16 protein-coding genes and 1 riboswitch are annotated in these 17,830 nt (G+C 55.5%); of the genes, 11 read left to right on the top strand and 5 right to left on the bottom strand.

Annotated elements, in window-relative coordinates:
* Positions 1-53: 53 nt before the first annotated feature.
* Positions 54-983, bottom strand: coding sequence for a D-isomer specific 2-hydroxyacid dehydrogenase family protein (locus tag CIP100161_RS04325; RefSeq protein ID WP_155872177.1), 930 nt, complete (start codon positions 981-983; stop codon positions 54-56).
* Positions 984-1,002: 19 nt separating this feature from the next.
* Positions 1,003-2,082 carry a TDT family transporter gene (locus CIP100161_RS04320; RefSeq protein ID WP_155872175.1) on the bottom strand — a complete coding sequence of 360 codons (1,080 nt, stop codon included), beginning with the start codon at positions 2,080-2,082 and terminating at the stop codon, positions 1,003-1,005.
* 87 nt (positions 2,083-2,169) lie between these two features.
* On the opposite strand from CIP100161_RS04320, the gene CIP100161_RS04315 reads away from it, so the two are divergent.
* The 6 genes from CIP100161_RS04315 to pth (CIP100161_RS04290) all read left to right on the top strand — a co-directional run bounded on the left by CIP100161_RS04315 (position 2,170) and on the right by pth (CIP100161_RS04290) (position 8,986).
* Positions 2,170-3,066: a LysR family transcriptional regulator gene (locus tag CIP100161_RS04315; RefSeq protein ID WP_155872173.1), complete on the top strand. Its 897-nt coding sequence runs from the start codon at positions 2,170-2,172 to the stop codon at positions 3,064-3,066.
* 76 nt (positions 3,067-3,142) lie between these two features.
* Entirely contained in the window at positions 3,143-4,606 is a 1,464-nt protein-coding gene (gene glmU / locus CIP100161_RS04310; protein ID WP_155872171.1) for a bifunctional UDP-N-acetylglucosamine diphosphorylase/glucosamine-1-phosphate N-acetyltransferase GlmU, read from the top strand.
* Between the two features lie 8 nt (positions 4,607-4,614).
* Positions 4,615-5,595, top strand: a complete 981-nt coding sequence (locus CIP100161_RS04305) for a ribose-phosphate diphosphokinase (RefSeq protein WP_155872169.1) — start codon at positions 4,615-4,617, stop codon at positions 5,593-5,595.
* A 123-nt stretch (positions 5,596-5,718) separates the two neighbouring features.
* Positions 5,719-7,533 (top strand): type I pullulanase, encoded by a 1,815-nt coding sequence (pulA, locus tag CIP100161_RS04300; RefSeq protein ID WP_155872166.1) that lies wholly within the window; start codon positions 5,719-5,721, stop codon positions 7,531-7,533.
* A 223-nt stretch (positions 7,534-7,756) separates the two neighbouring features.
* Positions 7,757-8,374 (top strand): 50S ribosomal protein L25/general stress protein Ctc, encoded by a 618-nt coding sequence (locus tag CIP100161_RS04295; RefSeq protein ID WP_155872164.1) that lies wholly within the window; start codon positions 7,757-7,759, stop codon positions 8,372-8,374.
* Between the two features lie 57 nt (positions 8,375-8,431).
* Positions 8,432-8,986: an aminoacyl-tRNA hydrolase gene (gene pth / locus CIP100161_RS04290; RefSeq protein WP_155872162.1), complete on the top strand. Its 555-nt coding sequence runs from the start codon at positions 8,432-8,434 to the stop codon at positions 8,984-8,986.
* On the opposite strand, the gene CIP100161_RS12430 is transcribed toward pth (CIP100161_RS04290), so the two are convergent.
* Positions 8,967-9,146: a hypothetical protein gene (locus CIP100161_RS12430; RefSeq protein ID WP_166443142.1), complete on the bottom strand. Its 180-nt coding sequence runs from the start codon at positions 9,144-9,146 to the stop codon at positions 8,967-8,969. The two genes, pth (CIP100161_RS04290) and CIP100161_RS12430, sit on opposite strands and share 20 nt — an antisense overlap.
* Positions 9,147-9,159: 13 nt before the next feature.
* Positions 9,160-10,323 (bottom strand): HNH endonuclease signature motif containing protein, encoded by a 1,164-nt coding sequence (locus CIP100161_RS04280; RefSeq protein ID WP_155872161.1) that lies wholly within the window; start codon positions 10,321-10,323, stop codon positions 9,160-9,162.
* A gap of 190 nt (positions 10,324-10,513) precedes the next feature.
* Here CIP100161_RS04280 and pth (CIP100161_RS04275) point away from each other — a divergent pair, with 190 nt between their 5' ends.
* Genes pth (CIP100161_RS04275) through CIP100161_RS04265 form a run of 3 tightly spaced genes read left to right on the top strand, consistent with a single transcriptional unit; the run spans position 10,514 to position 13,630 of the window.
* Positions 10,514-11,143: an aminoacyl-tRNA hydrolase gene (gene pth, locus CIP100161_RS04275; protein ID WP_155872158.1), complete on the top strand. Its 630-nt coding sequence runs from the start codon at positions 10,514-10,516 to the stop codon at positions 11,141-11,143.
* A gap of 31 nt (positions 11,144-11,174) precedes the next feature.
* On the top strand, positions 11,175-11,984 hold the full coding sequence (locus tag CIP100161_RS04270; RefSeq protein ID WP_155872156.1) for an SDR family NAD(P)-dependent oxidoreductase: 810 nt from the start codon (positions 11,175-11,177) through the stop codon (positions 11,982-11,984).
* A gap of 11 nt (positions 11,985-11,995) precedes the next feature.
* A complete protein-coding gene (locus CIP100161_RS04265; RefSeq protein WP_155872154.1) occupies positions 11,996-13,630 on the top strand; it encodes a peptide chain release factor 3 in 1,635 nt (544 codons plus the stop codon).
* A gap of 244 nt (positions 13,631-13,874) precedes the next feature.
* Here the strand turns inward: CIP100161_RS04265 and CIP100161_RS04255 are convergent, their stop codons facing one another.
* Complete coding sequence (locus CIP100161_RS04255; RefSeq protein WP_155872150.1) at positions 13,875-14,528, bottom strand: hypothetical protein; 654 nt, start codon at positions 14,526-14,528, stop codon at positions 13,875-13,877.
* A gap of 264 nt (positions 14,529-14,792) precedes the next feature.
* Between CIP100161_RS04255 and CIP100161_RS04250 the strand changes: the two genes are divergently transcribed.
* On the top strand, positions 14,793-16,223 hold the full coding sequence (locus tag CIP100161_RS04250) for a glyceraldehyde-3-phosphate dehydrogenase (protein WP_155872148.1): 1,431 nt from the start codon (positions 14,793-14,795) through the stop codon (positions 16,221-16,223).
* Between the two features lie 491 nt (positions 16,224-16,714).
* Positions 16,715-16,889: riboswitch (cobalamin riboswitch) on the bottom strand.
* A gap of 325 nt (positions 16,890-17,214) precedes the next feature.
* Entirely contained in the window at positions 17,215-17,820 is a 606-nt protein-coding gene (locus CIP100161_RS04245) for a TetR/AcrR family transcriptional regulator (protein WP_155872146.1), read from the top strand.
* Positions 17,821-17,830: the final 10 nt, after the last annotated feature.

The raw sequence follows: 17,830 nt of genomic DNA, 5'->3' as shown, positions 1-17,830 counted from the left end.
TCGGCCGAGTAAAAAGACGCCATTGCATAAGAGTTAACCGTACACACCTGCGCCTAATAACCTAAGTGCGGATTCACCTCCGTTGGCATCGTTTCCCCACGGGTAAAAGCTTGGGCATTTGCATCAAAGATTCGCGCCACATGAAGTTCGGCTACATGATCAGAAGCTGCCATATGCGGAGTGATCGTACAGTTCGGCATACTGTGTAGCGGGTGGGAATCTGGCAACGGCTCGGGGTCGACCACTTCTAGACCTGCACCGGCGATAACTCCACGACGTAGTGCGTCGACAAGGTCGTCGGTTACAACAGTGGCACCACGCCCCACGTTGATAAAGATCGCCGAGGGCTTCATTTGTGCAAACACTTCGCGATTGACCAAACTCTTTGTTTCGTTCGTCAGCGGTAAAATATTGACGATAAAATCCCCTCGTGACCAGAGCCCATGCGCATCTTTCATAGCGAATGTCTCATTAGCGCCAGCAACACCACGTCCTGAACGATTCACAGCAATAACATGCACGCCGAAGGGCTGAAGCAACCGGATCAATTCCTGTGCAATTCCACCCGCACCAAAGATCACCACGCAACGCGGTTCCCCTACCGAATGTAGCCACTGCTGGCTTCGGTCAAGATCGCGGGCTACCCGCCACGTTCCCGCGAGTGCAAAAGCCTTATGATGATGCGCCTGCGAAAGCATGAGCGCCAAAGCTGACTCAGCAACCGGTTGCGCAAAGCCACCGGCCATATTCGCCCAGCGAACCCCAGTATCGGTGATCACATGGGCGTCGATAAGCTGGTTAACGCCTGTAAAACAATGCTGCACAAAACCGACCGACTCGGGGATTTTAGGGATCCGCTGCGGACGCGGCTCCGTATTAATGTAAGCCTCAGCCTGCTCAAGCATATCGACGCGCTGATGCCCCAGCGCATCAAGATCAGCAATCGTGCGCTGCCATACATGTGGGCCCATGAAGTACTTCACAAGCCCCATCATACGGAGATCAGCTCCCACGCAGCACCGCGCGTGCCGACGCCACTAAGCACAACGTCACCGTCCCCACAAGGCACAACGTCCCCATCGCACCCAGCCACACCAAGGGTTGAATCTGAGTACCCGCACCAAGCAACGTAGCCCCCAACGCCAACGTACCGATGGGGAATGTCAACGCCCACCAACCTGGGCTAAACGGCATACGCTTGCGAAAACCGCGAATCGTAATCGCACACGCCCACGCCACCATAGGAATACCGACCACAAACATAATCCAGCCATAGGTGTGCGCAATCTGATGGACTGAATGACCAAATCCCTGGAGAAGAACATGCTCTGCTTGCAATGCCATCGCCTGAGCCGCTGCCGTGGACTGCCCCACTATGCCCAAAGGAATCCAAGCCGACGCCGAAGCAGCAACAGGGATCGTAGCAACCCGCCAAAAGTGGTGATACGCACACGAGAAAATCACAGAACCCACATAAAACGACAAGAAGAAACACGCCGCCGAGGCCACCTGCAGCCACAACACCACCCCGTGGGGAACGTGCGCAGCCAAATTAGCGCCAGTAGTCGACGACACCATCGGCCCCACCACTGCCAGCCCCCACACAGTCGTGGGATCACCACGATCTACTCCAATAAGTCGGAACGCAAAAACCAGCGCCGTAGATACGCCGACGGCAGTTCCAAACATCCACATCCACGTATTTACTACCCAAACCAAATCGTGCCACTGCGGCAAATATGACGGAATGACCACTGTGGACGCCGACCCCACAGACAAATAGCCCATCGACACTGTGGACCAAAACGGTAGCGCCGTCATCGCACGAACCGAAGCCGTAAAAACCTGCGAATCGCGCATCACGCGAACAATAAAACCAACGCTTAAAAACAACAGCAATGCCCACGCCACAATCAAGACCAGCAGGGCTAGGCCATGTGCACCGGGCAGACGCCCTGCATGGGTCTGCAACAAGTTTGCCAAAATGCCCGTACCCATCACGGACGGGAACCACACAGGACCAGGCCCAGGCACGGGAAGGGGTTGCGGCTGGGTAGAAGAAGCAAGCGGGTTGTTATTCACGAATCATTACTGTGGCACGCGTTGATGGAACAGTGGTAACACACGTTATTCACTCCCCCATGTGCACCGGATATACCCCTTGGTAGAGTGACACACGTGAAAACTTTCGTCGAGCCCGCAGCACTCGCACTCCTCATTGCAGTAGACGAATACGGCAGCGTGAGCGCCGCTGCGGACATCGTGGGAACGTCGCAAGCAAATGCCAGCCGATCCCTCACCCGCGCCGAACAACGCCTAGGCGCCCAGCTTCTCGACCGTGGCCCACAAGGCACCACCCTCACCACCGCTGGTCACACCGTCGTCCACCATGCCCGAGCCATCATCCGCGGATACCGTGACCTCGAAGCAGCCACCCGAAACCTCGGCGGCTCCCCCGTGGGGCTACGAATCGCTGCCAGCAACACCATCGCCGATCACCTACTCCCACACTGGCTCCACGCCTGGGGCGGTCCAGTGCTGGCTTTAACCACCACTAACAGCTCAGAAGTTGTCGCGGGACTCCACCGCCGTCAATGGGACCTCGGATTCATCGAAGCCCCCGAATTTAGCGCCGGAATCCATCACAGTGTGGTTGCACACGACGAGCTCATCGTGGTGTGCACACCCGACCACCCCATGGCACAGTGCGACCGCGTCACCGCCACAGATCTATCCACCACACCATTAATAAACCGCGAGAAAGGATCCGGAACACGAATCTGCTTGGAGCGTGCCTTAGGGCAGCCGCCGCTGATCAAACTAGAAGTTTCTTCCAATGCCGCGGTTCGTTCCGCAGTCTTATCCGGATCAGCCCCAGCAGTTTTATCGCATACGGTAGTTAAAGACGATCTAGCTGCAGGATCGCTCACACGAATCCCCACGGAGGGAATCGACCTCACCCGTCCCCTGACTGCTGTGTGGTCAGGGCCACGAGCCCTTCCTCCTGCTGCCGCACAATTGGTTGCAGTGGCGCGTGAGCTTTCGTGCACTGAGTCATCGCTATAAGCTAGTACGGCACACTAATTATCAGACGCGGTGGCGACGGAATAGTCCGCCACCTGACTTTGTCTCTCCAAGGAGTATGTCACCTGTGAGCAATCCCCATTCCAGCGCAGTGATCGTGTTAGCGGCCGGAGCTGGCACCCGAATGAAATCCGCAAAACAAAAAACTTTGCACTCGATCGGTGGTCGTTCGCTGCTGGCGCATTCCCTGCACGCAGCAGCAGGATTAAGCCCACAGCGCATCGTGGCAGTCATCGGACATCGTCGTGAGCAAGTCCGCCCCGAGGTCGAGGCCGTTGCTGCCACCGTGGGCTGCGAAATCTCCGTAGCGGTCCAAGAGCAACAAAACGGCACTGGCCATGCTGTTCAATGCGCGATGCACAAACTCGAAGGCTTCGAAGGCACCGTCGTGGTCACTAACGGCGACGTCCCATTGTTGCGATCCGAAACGCTTCGCTCGCTTGTCGACGCCCACACCGCCGTCCCCACGGCCGTCACAGTACTGACCATGTCGCTTGACGATCCCACCGGCTATGGCCGCATCGTACGTAACGACGAAGGCGAAGTCACAGCCATTGTTGAGCAAAAAGACGGTGATGAAGAAACCCTCAAGATCACCGAAGTCAACTCTGGTGTTTTTGCTTTCGATTCCGCCATTTTGCGCTCCAGCCTCGGCAAATTAGATTCCAATAACGCCCAAGGCGAGCTCTACCTCACCGATGTTTTAAGCATCGCCCGCACCGAAGGCCACCCCGTTCGCGCGTACCGCGCACACGATCACCGTGAACTCGCCGGAGTCAACGATCGCGTTCAGCTTGCCCAAGCAGGAAAAATCCTTAACCAGCGTCTCGTCGAAGATGCCATGCGCAACGGTGCCACCATCGTTGACCCCGACACCACATGGATCGACTCCGAAGTCACCATCGGACGTGACGTTATTATCCATCCGGGTACCCAACTTTTGGGGAGAACAACCATCGCCGACAACTGTGTGATTGGTCCCGACACCACCTTGACCAACATGGTCATCGGCGAAGAAGCACACGTGATTCGCACCCACGGATTCGACTCCGAAATCGGCGCACACGCCAACATTGGCCCCTTCACCTACATCCGCCCAGGAACCGTGGTAGGCGAAAACGGCAAGCTCGGTGGCTTCGTCGAAGCCAAGAACGCCCAGATTGGACGCGGTTCCAAGGTGCCACACCTGACTTACATCGGCGACGCCACCGTGGGGGAAGAATCCAACATCGGAGCCTCCAGCGTCTTTGTGAACTACGACGGCGTGAACAAACACCACACCACAATTGGCTCCCATGTACGCACCGGCTCCGACACCATGTTTATCGCTCCAGTCACCGTGGGTGACGGCGCATACTCTGGAGCAGGTACAGTAATTAAAGAGGATGTTCCCGCGGGAGCACTCGTCGTCTCCGGCGGCAAACAACGCAACATTGAAGGCTGGGTGGAAAAGAACCGCCCTGGCACTCCAGCTGCCGATGCCGCCCGTCAGGCACATGCCCACGAAACCAAGGAAGGTTAAGCGAAAACATGACTTCGCACAACTGGACCGCGAACCAGAAGAATTTGATGGTATTCACTGGTCGCGCCCACCCAGAGCTTGCCGACGCCGTCGCAAAGGAACTGGGCGTAGAAATCACCCCAACCACCGCACGCGACTTTGCCAACGGTGAAATCTTCGTCCGCTTCGAAGAGTCCGTCCGTGGCTGCGACGCATTCGTCCTCCAGTCACACACCCAGCCACTCAACAAGTGGCTCATGGAGCAGCTCATCATGATCGACGCCCTCAAGCGTGGATCCGCCAAGCGCATCACTGCAATCCTGCCGTTCTACCCTTACGCACGTCAGGACAAGAAGCACCGCGGCCGCGAGCCCATCTCCGCTCGCCTCGTCGCAGATCTGCTCCGCACCGCCGGCGCGGACCGCATCGTCTCCGTCGACCTGCACACCGACCAGATCCAAGGCTTCTTCGACGGTCCAGTCGACCACATGCACGCGATGCCAATCCTCACGGACTACATCAAGGGCAAGTACGATCTCGACAACGTCGTTGTCGTCTCCCCAGACGCCGGCCGCGTTAAGGTCGCTGAAAAGTGGGCCAACACACTGGGCGACGCCCCCATGGCATTCGTCCACAAGACCCGCTCCGTTGACGTTGCCAACGAAGTCGTCGCCAACCGCGTCGTCGGCGACGTAGCTGGCAAAACCGCCATCCTTCTCGACGACATGATCGACACCGGCGGAACCATCGCCGGCGCAGTTGGAGTCCTTCGCGACGCCGGTGCCGAAGACGTCATCATCGCCTGCACCCATGGCGTATTCTCCGGCCCAGCCCGCGAACGCCTCTCCCAGTGCGGTGCAAAGGAAGTCATCACCACCGACACCTTGCCACAATCCACCGAAGGCTGGGACAACCTCACTGTCTTGTCCATCGCACCACTGCTGGCAAAGACCATCCACGAAATTTTCGAAAACGGCTCTGTGACCACCCTCTTCGAGGGCCAAGCTTAACCTCTCACGGAACACACAATCCCGCGCGCGAATACCTTGCACGCGGGATTTTTCTCACTCCACCCACCCCTCATGAGACAATAAACAACTGCATAGTTTCCCCACGGGAAGGAGAACCCCACCATGATCACAACCAACTCCTACACCGGCCAACTCGGTGCCTTCCTCACTCCCCACGGGGACACCTGTTTTCGAGTCTGGTCCCCCGACGCTGCAACCGTCGACCTCCTCATCGAAGACCGCACCGTGAGCATGCACCCCATCGGCGATGGGGTGTGGGAAGCAAAACTCGATGGTGATTGCCACGGACAACGTTATCGTTACGGCCTTTCCTTCCGTGGGGAAACTACAGAATCGGTAGACCCTTATGCTCGGACGGTCACGGCTAACGGAACGCATGGGGTCGTCGTCACGCAATCCACCCCTGTGCCTCGCATGCCAGCCTTCACCGCGCCCACTGACGCCATCATTTATGAAGCACACGTACGCGACCTGAGCATTGCCCCCAACAGCGGAATCCACAACAAAGGTCGCTTCCTCGGGCTAACCGAACGCGACACCCACACCACCGCTGGCAACCCCAGTGGCCTCGACTACATCCTGAGCCTCGGAGTCACCCACATCCAGCTCCTACCGATTTTCGACTTCGGCTCCGTCGACGAAACCGGCGACCTCAGCTACAACGCCCAATACAACTGGGGCTACGACCCCATGAATTACAACGCGCCCGAAGGCTCCTACTCCAGCAACCCCCACGACCCCTTCGCGCGTATCGACGAGCTCAAACACACCATCCGCACGCTTCACGACGCAGGCCTGCGCGTCATCATGGACGTCGTCTACAACCACGTCTACGACACCACCACTTCCCCACTCGAACGCACCGCCCCCGGTCACTACTTCCGAATGACCGACGACGGCACCTTCCACGACGGCACCTTCTGCGGCAACGAAACCGCCTCCGAAAACCCCATGATGCGCAAGTTCATCATCGACTCCGTCACCCACTGGGCCACCGAATACGGCCTCGACGGCTTCCGATTCGACCTCATGGGCATCCACGACGTCGACACCATGAACGCCATCCGCACAGCCCTCGACGCCATCGACCCCTCCATCATCATCCTCGGCGAAGGCTGGAACCTCGGCAACCACCCGCGACACATCCTCCCAGCCAACCAACACAACGCTGCCCACATGCCACGCATCGCCCACTTCAACGACTCCCTCCGCGACACCCTCAAAGGAAGCACATTCCGCTCCAACTCCCGCGGACTACTCACCGGCGACCACAACCCCGAACACATGTGGACCCTCTTCAACAACATCAAAGGCGCCCAACACCTCCCAGGACTCAACTTCACCAGCGCCAACCACACCGTCAACTACGTCGAAGCCCACGACAACCACACCCTCTACGACCGCCTCCACCACCTCCTACCCGACGCGCCTCACGACGAACTCATCCGACGCTGCCAACTCGCCACCACCATCCAATACCTCGCCTGCGGAATCACCTTCATCCACGCAGGGCAAGAATTCGCACGCACAAAAAACAACATCGAAAACTCCTACAACTCACCCGACCACATCAACGCCATCGACTACGACCGCGCCGCACAACACCCCCACAGCGTCCAGCTCCTTCGCAACCTCAACAACTTCCGAAAAACCCACACCGAGCTGTTCCCCACCACATACGACAACATCAACGAGCTCTACGAAGCAACGCACGTAAGCGGTGACTTCCTCACCTACTCCGTGGGGAAACAAACCACCGTCGCTATCAACTTCTCAACACACCCATGCTCGATCCCCACGGAGGGGCGCTTCGCAGTGCTTCTCGACGACCACGTGTTCCCCACGGACAAACAGGTCGAAACGAACTCGTGGACGGTCGCGCCTCTCTCCGTGAGCATCCTCCAGCAAGTTAGTTGATAGAAAACCGCACGTTGTGGTATTGTTTCGTCCGTCTCGGCGAGGGCTGCGAATTTCTATGAAATATCAAAGCCGTTATCGACGCGATAGTATTCAAAAGCTTTGTTTGCCTGCGAAGACTCGACGACGACATTTTCGAGTTGACCGCAGGCTTTTATCATTCCTCGTGCACTTTTAGGCGTGATGCTGCGGTCGAAAAATAACAACGACAAGGAGTTATCACATGGCTGATTACACCACCATTGCTGCACAACCCCGTAACGAATTCGGCAAGGGCTTCGCTCGTCGTCTCCGCGTTGCAGGTCAGGTTCCTGGCGTCATCTACGGCGTAGACGTTGAGGCTCCAATCCACTTCTCCATCAACCGTCTCGAGCTGCACGCTGTTCTCCGCGCGCACGGCGTTAACGCCATCATCGAGCTCGACATCGAGGGCGAGAAGCACCTCACCATGATCAAGCACGTTGATCAGAACGTCTTGACCCTCAACGCTGACCACGTTGACCTCCTCGCCATCAAGCGCGGCGAAAAGGTTGAGGTCGAGGTTCCTGTGGTTCTCACCGGCGAGACCGCACCAGGCACCACCTTGGTTCAGGATGCTGACGTTGTCCTCGTTGAGGCAGACGTTCTCTCCATCCCAGAAGAGATCACCTTCTCCGTCGAAGGCCTCGACGTAGATTCCAAGGTTCTCGCAGGCGACCTCACAATGCCAGCCAACACCTCCTTGGTTGCAGACGCTGAGACCGTTATCGCTTCCGTCAACCATGAAGAAGTTGCTGAAGAAGCAGAAGAGACTGAAGGCGAAGACGCCGAAGAAGCTCCAGCTGCAGAAGGCGAAGAGTAAAAATCCTCGAAGCCGGCCTGTTTTGTACAGGCCGGCTTTTGCTGCCACAATACCTTTGTGACTTCGCCATATCTGATCGTCGGCCTCGGAAATCCAGGACCGGAATACACAAAAACACGTCATAACATCGGTTACATGGCTATCGACGAAATCCTCACGAGAACCAGTCCCGTACCTGCCGCACTCACCGTGCATAAAAAAACCAACACTTTGATGGCAGAAACTTGGTTGGGAACGCAGCGGGTGATCGTCGCAAAGCCACGGGCGTTTATGAATGTTACGGGCCCTTCCGTGAGGAAACTCGCGGATTTCTTTACGGTAGATAAAGACCACATCGTTGTCTTATACGACGACTTAGACCTTGAGTTCGGTGCCATCAAGTTTCGCCACGGGGGTGGGGACCACGGGCACAACGGGTTGAAGTCAATCACACAGGCTTTAGGAACAAAGGATTATATCCGTGGCGGAATAGGAATCGGTCGTCCACCAGGACGGATGGCTCCGAAAAGTTTTGTGCTGAAGCCTTTTTCTAAAATTGAGCAGTCTGAATTGCCGATTGTGTGCGCAGATGCGGCAGACGAGGTGGAGAGGATTACCACTTCCGAGCTTTAGTTAAGGCATGTTTGAGGGCGGCGTCGTCAAGCTTGAGGGCGCCGGATTTCTTGAGTCGGTGCAGTACAACCGGGCAAGTTTTGCACCGCGGATTGGACTTGCAGCATTTCTTTTTATGCTTGCCTTTGACAGCTTTTGATCGCAATTTCGCTAAGTCCATAGGCGAAAAGATATCACAACCCGAAATGCCTGATTGCCCACGAGCGTGCAGACTTCTGGGCCAACACGTGATTGTTGAAACGAATCGGTTTCGTAGGATCTGGGGGCTGCCATCCAATCCGGCCGTTGTGTTTATCCCTCACGTAGTGGCCGTTTTTGTGCTTCCCTTTGGCATGGTCATCATCATTGTGTGCATTATGTGGACCGCATGTTAGACAAAGATTCTTCAAATTCGTGTCGCCACCGTTTTTCCAAGCCTCGATGTGATGGGCCTGGCCGCGATACGCAGCACGGGTACACTGCGGATCCGCGCACAACAGTTGATCAGCTGTAAGAATCAAACGCTGTTTGTCATTAGCAAAGCGCTGCGTTCGATAAAGATCCACAGGCTCCGCCATTTCGTCGTAGACGATGGCATATCCGAAATCCGCAAGTAAATGATCGGCTAGCTCAGAAGCGTGAATCTTCGCACCATCCGTAGAAACTAGCCACTGATCCCCCACGTGACGCCAACCATCGGCGGGGATCATGATGAGTCCCTCACGGAGAGGACGCGATGACTGGGACACCGGAAAATCGCCAAGCAACGCATCGGAAAGTGCGTCGGCAAGCGCTTGTTGCATGGAGATTGTGTTGCTTTTGCGGGCTTTTGCCTTATCGACGAGTTTCGCTTCGATCGCCGTCATCGTTTCATCAGGCAAGCTCGTAATGAGGTATCGCATACCATTGGCATCGGGGTGATGGGAAAACCTCGCATACCGTAGAGAATGTTGACGCGCGGGGTTAGGACCATTGCGCTTTTCGAGCTGATCGTCGGCGAATTGTTTGATCGCCGTGTAGCCATTATCGACTGCAAACCGGTGAAGCTCGAGGCGAAATTCCTCACGGAGAAGGGCATCAGCGAGCCGCCCTACTTTACAGTTAATCAATGCCAACACATCAATGCTGAAATTGTTCTTTTGAGCGATGTCAATAGCCTGAGCTCGCAGCTGTGGCTGATCCGTGGGGCCAAAAAGCGCTTTCGCGGTTTTCTGATAACGCCCCACGCGAGTCGGATCGAATCCCAACACAGCGGCAAGGTCCTCTTTGGATTTCAGACTCGTCCCGTGAGCAAAGATTTCCTTCGCTAATTCGATCCCGTGGCCCGCGAGCGCAGCCAGCTGTGCGGTAATGCTCATAGGCTCGGACTGTAACGTTTTCCGAATTTGTTCAGCAGAAAAATTCCACATTGCGCCTTTCGACGTTTCCCCACGGGGAGAGTTATCCACAATTACGGCTCTCCCCCTTTTTTGTTCCCCACGGGCTGCCTATTTCTGGGATAATAGACGACTTTCGTTTCCTCACGGGGAGGTGTGTCAGACTTAGATCATGGGATTTTTTAGTGATGTTGTCGCTCGTATTCGTGGTGTTGGCCAATCGGGTTTGTCGGAGGTCAAGCCTGTGGATTGGGTTGTTGTGGGGTTGGGTAATCCTGGGGTTCGGTATGCGTCGACACGCCATAACGTGGGATATATGGTGGTTGATGAATTGTTGGGACCTGTTGAATTGCGGCCTCTGCGTGGGTTCAAGGCGTCTGGCGCCGTCATGGAGATCGGGGGTTGCCGCGTGTTGGTGGTGCGGTCGTCGACGTTTATGAACACTTCCGGTGAGACTGTGGGGCCAATTGCCCAGGCGTATGGGGTGTCGCCGGATCATGTTGTTGTGGTTCATGATGAATTGGATCTGCCGGCGCATAAGGTTCGGGTGAAGGTTGGCGGTAATGAGAATGGCCACAATGGGTTGAAGTCGGTGTCGCAGTGGCTGGGGACTCGGGATTATGTGCGGATTCGGGTGGGAATTGGTCGCCCTCCCCGTGGGGAAACGGTGCCGGACTATGTGCTTGGTGCGTTGGATTCTGGTGAGGTATTGGATGCGGCGGTTCGTTGTGGGGCGGATGCGGTTCGTCTTGTGGTTGAGCGTGGTGTGAGTGTGGCTCAGAATAAAATTCATCGTCGTTGATTAAGAGGCGGATGGGGTTAGAATCGCTCCCATGATGAATGAACGCACCTTTGTTGTTACTGGCGCTTCGGATGGGATTGGGGCTGCTGCGGTGCGGCGGCTGCGTCGTCAATTTCCTGATGATCGTGTGGTTATCGTTGGCCGGAATCCGGTAAAGACGCAGGCTATTGCACGTGAGTGCGGGGTGCGTTTTCATGTGGCGGATTTTGAGGATTTGAGTCAGGTGCGCCGGTTGGCTGCGGAGCTTGGTGACCTGTCACGCATTGATGGTCTGGCGAATAATGCGGGCGGGCTTTTCGACGGCCCCGTCATCACTCGTGACGGGTGGGAGCGGACATGGCAGGTCAATGTGGTGGCACCGTTTTTGTTGACGTCGTTATTGCGCCCACAGCTGGAAGCTGCGACGGTGGTTCAGACGGCGTCGATAGCTAATGCGTTGATGTCGTGGTTTCGTCCGGACGATCCTGATTCCTCACGGAGGTTTTCGTCTGAGAGGGCCTACGGCAACGCAAAACTGGGCGATATTTTGATGACGCGTTATTTCCACGCGCATGGACTGCGATCGGTGGCATTCCATCCTGGTGTTCTGGCAACGGGTTTTGCGCAGGGAACATCGGGGGCATTAGGGCGGTTGTATTCGGGCGCGATTGGAAAGCGGTTCGATTCTCCTGATGCTGGTGGCCGATTGTTGGTTCGGTTCCTCACGGAGGAGGTGGATTCGGGGATGTACTACAACAACAAACTCTCGGCGGGTTGGCAGCGTCCGATTGCGCGGAATCCCGAGGTCGCTTCTCGTGTTTTCGATGATCTGAGTTCGCAGCTTGGGGTGAGCTGGGGCTAAGATATTTCCTCATGAGTTCCGTTGCGCAAGAAGCCCATCGCCGTCGTACATTTGCTGTTATCGCTCACCCTGATGCTGGTAAGTCAACGCTGACGGAGGCGTTGGCGCTGCATGCGCATGTGATCAGTGAGGCTGGCGCGGTACACGGCAAGGGTAATCGTAAGGCGACTGTCTCTGACTGGATGGAGATGGAAAAGGATCGTGGTATTTCGATCGCGTCGTCTGCGCTGCAGTTTGAGTATGCCCCAGAGGGTCATACTGGCGAACCGTTCATGATCAACTTGGTGGATACCCCAGGCCACGCTGATTTCTCTGAGGATACGTACCGTGTGTTGACCGCAGTTGATGCGGCAGTCATGCTCATCGACGCAGCCAAAGGTCTCGAGCCGCAAACTCTCAAGCTATTCCGTGTTTGTAAAGCCCGTGGCTTGCCTATCATTACTGTGATCAACAAATGGGACCGCCCTGGCCGAACTCCGCTCGAGCTTGTCGACGAAATAGTCACCGAGATCGACCTCCAGCCCACTCCCCTGTTTTGGCCGGTTGGCGACGCCGGCGATTTCCGTGGTCTAGCACGCATCAACTCCGATGGCGAAGCCGAGGAATACATTCACTTCTTGCGCACCGCCGGTGGTTCCACCATTGCTCCAGAGGAGCACTACACTCCAGAGGAAGCCTCTTCCCGTGAGGAAACAGCTTGGGACACGGCCACTGAGGAAGTCGAATTATTGGCTGCAGACGGCGCTGTGCACAATCAAGAGCTCTTCTTGGAGTGCACCACTTCGCCACTGATTTTTGCCTCCGCAATGTTGAACTTCGGTGTGCACCAGATTCTGGATACGCTCTGCGAGCTGGCGCCGCAGCCACATGGCCGGCAATCAGATGAGCGCGCTGTAGAGGCTGCAGCTGGTGCTTTTGATTCCTCACGGGAAGTCACTGACGAATTCTCTGGCGTTGTGTTCAAAGTCCAAGCTGGTATGGACAAAAACCACCGCGACTCGTTGGCATTCATGCGTGTTGTTTCCGGTGAATTCGACCGCGGTATGCAGGTCACGCACGCGCAATCTGGACGTAGTTTCTCAACAAAGTACGCGCTCACTGTGTTCGGCCGTACCCGTTCGACCGTGGAATCGGCGTTTCCTGGCGATATCGTCGGCCTTGTTAACGCGGGATCGCTGGCTCCTGGCGACACAATCTACGCTGGACGTAAGGTTCAGTATCCCCCTATGCCCCAGTTCGCCCCCGAGCATTTCCGTACGCTGCGCGCAAAGTCTTTGGGCAAATACAAGCAGTTCCGTAAAGCATTGGACCAGCTGGCAGCCGAGGGCGTTGTTCAGATCTTGAAGAACGATGCGCGTGGCGACGCCGCCCCCGTTATGGCGGCTGTTGGCCCCATGCAGTTCGAAGTCATGATGGCGCGCATGCAAAACGAGTACAACGTAGAAACCATTGCCGATCCTATCCCGTACTCTGTCGCTCGCCGCACCACCCCAGGAACAGCTACAGAGCTTGCAAAGCAACGCGGAGTGGAGATCTTCACGCGTACCGACGGCGAACTCGTTGCGCTGTTTGGCGACAAGTGGAAACTCGCCTTCATTGAAAAAGAGCACCCCGAGTTCGAGTTGCTCCCCATGGTTGCTGATTAACAGCCAGTAAGCTTCACCACCGCCGCGCGAGCTTGAGTTCGCGCGGCAAATTCATATCATCACGCGCCCATGCCCCTGATTTTTCTAAGCGTTGATACACCACGGGACAGTTGATGCAGCGAGGGTTGCTCCGGCAACACGTCGATTTGATCTTGAGTCCGAGGGGATTATGGGTCACCTTCACGACACTCTTTTTCTTAGCCTTCTTCGATCCCATAGTTAGTAAGTGTAGGCAATCCTCGTGTTAAAGGTGAAGTACACCGATCAGCACCAAGATGATCGAAACGGCATAAGCTGCGTACGTTGATACGCGCTGCGAGTTCTCGCGGGCCGCCGTGAACCTTTTCCCCACGGGGGAACTGGGGTTCGCGCGCACCACTGCCATCAGCACCGCCACGGCCGTCGGCAAGCTTAATGCCAAGCTGGAATAGAGAAATAACGCTGCGTAATTGACCAACGGCGAAAAACCGGAAACCGAAAGATAGGCAAGACCGGTAAAAAATGGGACCGACGTCAGGGACTGAATCACGCCCAAAACAAAACCAGTCGAGACAGTCTTGATACCGGGCCGTTTCAATGGAACGAGGATTTTGTCGACTAGTGCGGAATTATCCCCGCCTCGCAGCGTCATGAGCACGCCAAACACGCCAGTCAGGATCAAAATGATTCCCAATACTGGCGAAGCAAGAAGTGCCTCCACCTTCTCTTTGACCAAATGGAAAAGCGCCAGCGTCGGGATCGCCGTGACAAATACGCCGAGCCAGTCGCCGAGGATCAGGCGGCCAACGATGCCACGATATTTCCCCCGTGGGGAAACCATGACAGCCACCGCCACAATAACGCCGATGAGAAGGACGTTGACGGAGTCCAATAGTGCGAATCTTGCGGCGTAGAACATTTAAGAGAGTCTACAAGCCGTCTCCCCTCCGTGGGGAATGGATGGATGCGAGCCCGTTACAGGCAACAGCTGTCACCAACACAGTTACGGGGGTAAGAAAAATCGAACACTACCCCCGTTTTATTAACCCCATTCTTGAGATAATGCACGTTTTGAATGGAAAGTCACTAGCATTGTGGGGGTATGTGAGCGCGTGCTACTGCCCTACACATGCTTCGATGTACTCCCCCTTTGTAAAACCGACATAAGGAACACACGATTCTCATGGCTCAGGACTGGAACGACAAGATCGAATCCGCCCAAAAGATGCTCCCCCTGATTGCACAGCTTCACAACAACAACAATGTTGTGGTGTCTGTTTTCGGCCGTTTGCTTATCAATGTCACCGATATCGACATTGTGAAGGCGCACCGCTACTCTCGCTTGGCCACGGAAACCGAACTGTCCCCTGCCGATACTCTCCCAGTACTCGAGGCACTCCACAGCATTAATGTTGGCCCAGCCTCTATCGATTTGGGACGTTTGGTAGAGCTACACCGCACTAAGGGCGGCGACCTTACTCAGTTCCTCACGGAGGAGCTGCGCAGTGTGATCGGTACCCGTCCTTCCGAAAACCCAGCAGATGTCGTTCTTTATGGCTTTGGTCGAATCGGCCGCTTGCTCGCTCGCATCTTGATCGCCCGCGAGGCTGCGTATGGTGGCGTGCGACTTCGCGCCGTCGTCGTCCGTAAGAATGGCGACCAAGACCTACAAAAGCGCGCGTCGTTGTTGCGTCGCGACTCGGTGCACGGTGCTTTTAACGGCACGATCACTGTCGACGAGGAAAATAACGTCATCTGGGCCAACGGGACCAAGATTCAGATCATTTACTCCAACGACCCCGCCACCGTCGATTACACCGAATATGGTATTAACGATGCCACGGTGGTGGACAACACCGGCCGTTGGCGCGATCGCGAGGGACTTTCCCAGCATTTGAAGTCCAAGGGTGTTAAGCGCGTTGTCCTAACCGCTCCAGGCAAGGGCGATTTGAAGAACATCGTCTATGGAATCAACCACGACGATATCACCGATGCCGATAGCATTGTCACCGCAGCTTCGTGCACCACCAACGGCATTACCCCAACGCTGAAGGTGATCAACGATCATTACGGCATTGAATACGGCCACGTTGAAACCGTCCACTCTTTTACCAATGACCAGAATCTGATCGACAACTTCCACAAGGGTGCTCGTCGTGGTCGCGCTGCTGGCCTGAACATGGTTCTCACCGAGACCGGCGCCGCGAAAGCCGTATCCAAGGCCCTTCCGGAGCTCGAAGGAAAACTCACCGGCAACGCTATCCGCGTGCCTACCCCAGACGTGTCAATGGCTGTTTTGAACCTGACGCTTGAAAAGGAAGTCACCCGTGAGGAAGTAAATACCCTCATGGATAAGGTGGCACTTCACTCGGACCTGCGCCAGCAGATTTCCTACATCCAGTCACCCGAGGTCGTTTCCTCCGATTTCGTTGGTACGACACATGCAGGCATTGTCGACGGCCTCGCCACCATCGCTAACGGCAAGCACTTGGTGCTCTACGTGTGGTACGACAACGAGTTCGGCTACTCCAACCAGGTAATCCGCATCGTCGAGCATGTTGCGGGCGCACGCCCAACGGTATTGCCCAAGCGTATCGCTTCTGCTGAACTGTAACAGCATTAAGTAACTAGCACTGAAGCCTTCTTCTTGTCATGGCAAGGATCACGACAAGAAGAAGGCTTCAGCGCTTTTAAAAGAACGCATTTTCTTTAACCGCCTGCCACAACGGCTTAAGAAAATGCGTTCTTGTTCAATTATCGATGTTTGCTCCCCATTACGTAATACGGACTGCCACGGCCGCATCACAACAACGACAAGTCGCAACATAACGAGGCGAGAGCCCGATTCTGCAATGATCAACTGCCACAGGGAGCTGACATCTCCACATGCCGATCATCGCAGAGCCTCGTCCGCTAAACGCGAAAATGCGCAACTTATGCGTAGGCGCGGGAAAGGAAAACGCCTAGCAAAGAGCAAATCACCGTTGTGATTATCGGCAGCCTAAGGGCACAGTCCGACAAGTATGTAAGGATTGCACGTTTGATGCAGTGCACACAGCCATGGTTCAACCACTTTCTTCCGGAGCCCGAATCCCCGCAGGCTTCTACGTACAAAATGTTGAAGCCGGTCTCCTGGCTACCGCGCCCAGTAAAAGTGTGTTTTCTACCCTTCCCACAAGACTGCAGTGGCTAGAAATAGGCATAATATACGGTTACAGTGGCGGGGTCCGCTGCCAGAATTGCACTGGCATTCCCGATCACTTCAACACACCCAACACTAACATCTTGGTGCGATTTGTACAGACCCTACCCGTAAATGAGTTTCAAATCACAATCCCGATACCACCCCCGCGCACGACACCTCATAGGTGACCACGCTCACATTCATTTTTTAGTCTTGCATATTATTATGTTGACCTTAGAAAATAGAAGGATCACGGGGGCGTCGATACGCGAATTATGCCACCTGAGTGCAATTAAGCAACATGATTCCCGATTAAGTGATTTATGATGCTTAACGACAAGACGACACCCAGCGCATAGCACCCCATCCATCACGGTGTCGCCGCCACACACCGGAAACTCCGCGTTTCCCCACGGAAAGAATGACTATGGCGAGCTTAAGAGAAACAAAAAAGATCGCAACCAAAAAAGCCCTTGCCCATGCCGCCGCTTCCCTTGTCGTTGAAGCAGGCCTCGACGCTGCGACCGTATCCGCCATCGCCCAACGCGCTGGAGTTTCTCAACGCACCTTCCACAACTATTTCAACTCCCGTGAGGAAGCGCTGGTCACATTCACTTTCGAATGCATTGTCGCACTCGTCGACGACATGGCGCTTCTCCCCGACGATTGGTCGCTGTACCGCAAGACCGAAGCGGTGGTGCTCAAGCACCTGGAAAAAGATGAAGCAGACCCCGTGTCGCTCTATTCAATTTCTACACTCAGCGAACACCTGCATGCGCATGCGACTCAAGCTGAGCTGGCGATGATGAACGAGAATCGACACCACATCAATGAGCTTGTGTCAAAGATTTTCCCAGATCTTGATCCGTTTACGCTTCGAGTACAACTGGCTATCTCCAGTGCAGTCGCTTCTACCGCGTTGAAGGCTTATTTTGAGCAGCATGGCGTGAATAACTTCACAAATCCAGAGGCGGCGAAAAAACTAGTCACCACAGCCTTTGACCAACTGCGTACGATGTACGTTTAACCAACCGTTT

This window comes from Corynebacterium rouxii, from assembly GCF_902702935.1.
GTDB lineage: Bacteria > Actinomycetota > Actinomycetes > Mycobacteriales > Mycobacteriaceae > Corynebacterium > Corynebacterium rouxii.
This window is presented reverse-complemented; position numbering and strand designations above follow the sequence as displayed.

Coding starts and splice junctions, on each gene's coding strand:
- glmU (WP_155872171.1), top strand. CDS start 3,143: ATGTCACCTGTGAGCAATCCCCATTCCAGCGCAGTGATCGTGTTAGCG.
- CIP100161_RS04305 (WP_155872169.1), top strand. CDS start 4,615: ATGACTTCGCACAACTGGACCGCGAACCAGAAGAATTTGATGGTATTC.
- pulA (WP_155872166.1), top strand. CDS start 5,719: ATGATCACAACCAACTCCTACACCGGCCAACTCGGTGCCTTCCTCACT.
- CIP100161_RS04295 (WP_155872164.1), top strand. CDS start 7,757: ATGGCTGATTACACCACCATTGCTGCACAACCCCGTAACGAATTCGGC.
- CIP100161_RS12430 (WP_166443142.1), bottom strand. CDS start 9,146: ATGGACTTAGCGAAATTGCGATCAAAAGCTGTCAAAGGCAAGCATAAA.
- CIP100161_RS04280 (WP_155872161.1), bottom strand. CDS start 10,323: ATGAGCATTACCGCACAGCTGGCTGCGCTCGCGGGCCACGGGATCGAA.
- pth (WP_155872158.1), top strand. CDS start 10,514: ATGGGATTTTTTAGTGATGTTGTCGCTCGTATTCGTGGTGTTGGCCAA.
- CIP100161_RS04270 (WP_155872156.1), top strand. CDS start 11,175: ATGATGAATGAACGCACCTTTGTTGTTACTGGCGCTTCGGATGGGATT.
- CIP100161_RS04265 (WP_155872154.1), top strand. CDS start 11,996: ATGAGTTCCGTTGCGCAAGAAGCCCATCGCCGTCGTACATTTGCTGTT.
- CIP100161_RS04255 (WP_155872150.1), bottom strand. CDS start 14,528: ATGTTCTACGCCGCAAGATTCGCACTATTGGACTCCGTCAACGTCCTT.
- CIP100161_RS04250 (WP_155872148.1), top strand. CDS start 14,793: ATGGCTCAGGACTGGAACGACAAGATCGAATCCGCCCAAAAGATGCTC.
- CIP100161_RS04245 (WP_155872146.1), top strand. CDS start 17,215: ATGACTATGGCGAGCTTAAGAGAAACAAAAAAGATCGCAACCAAAAAA.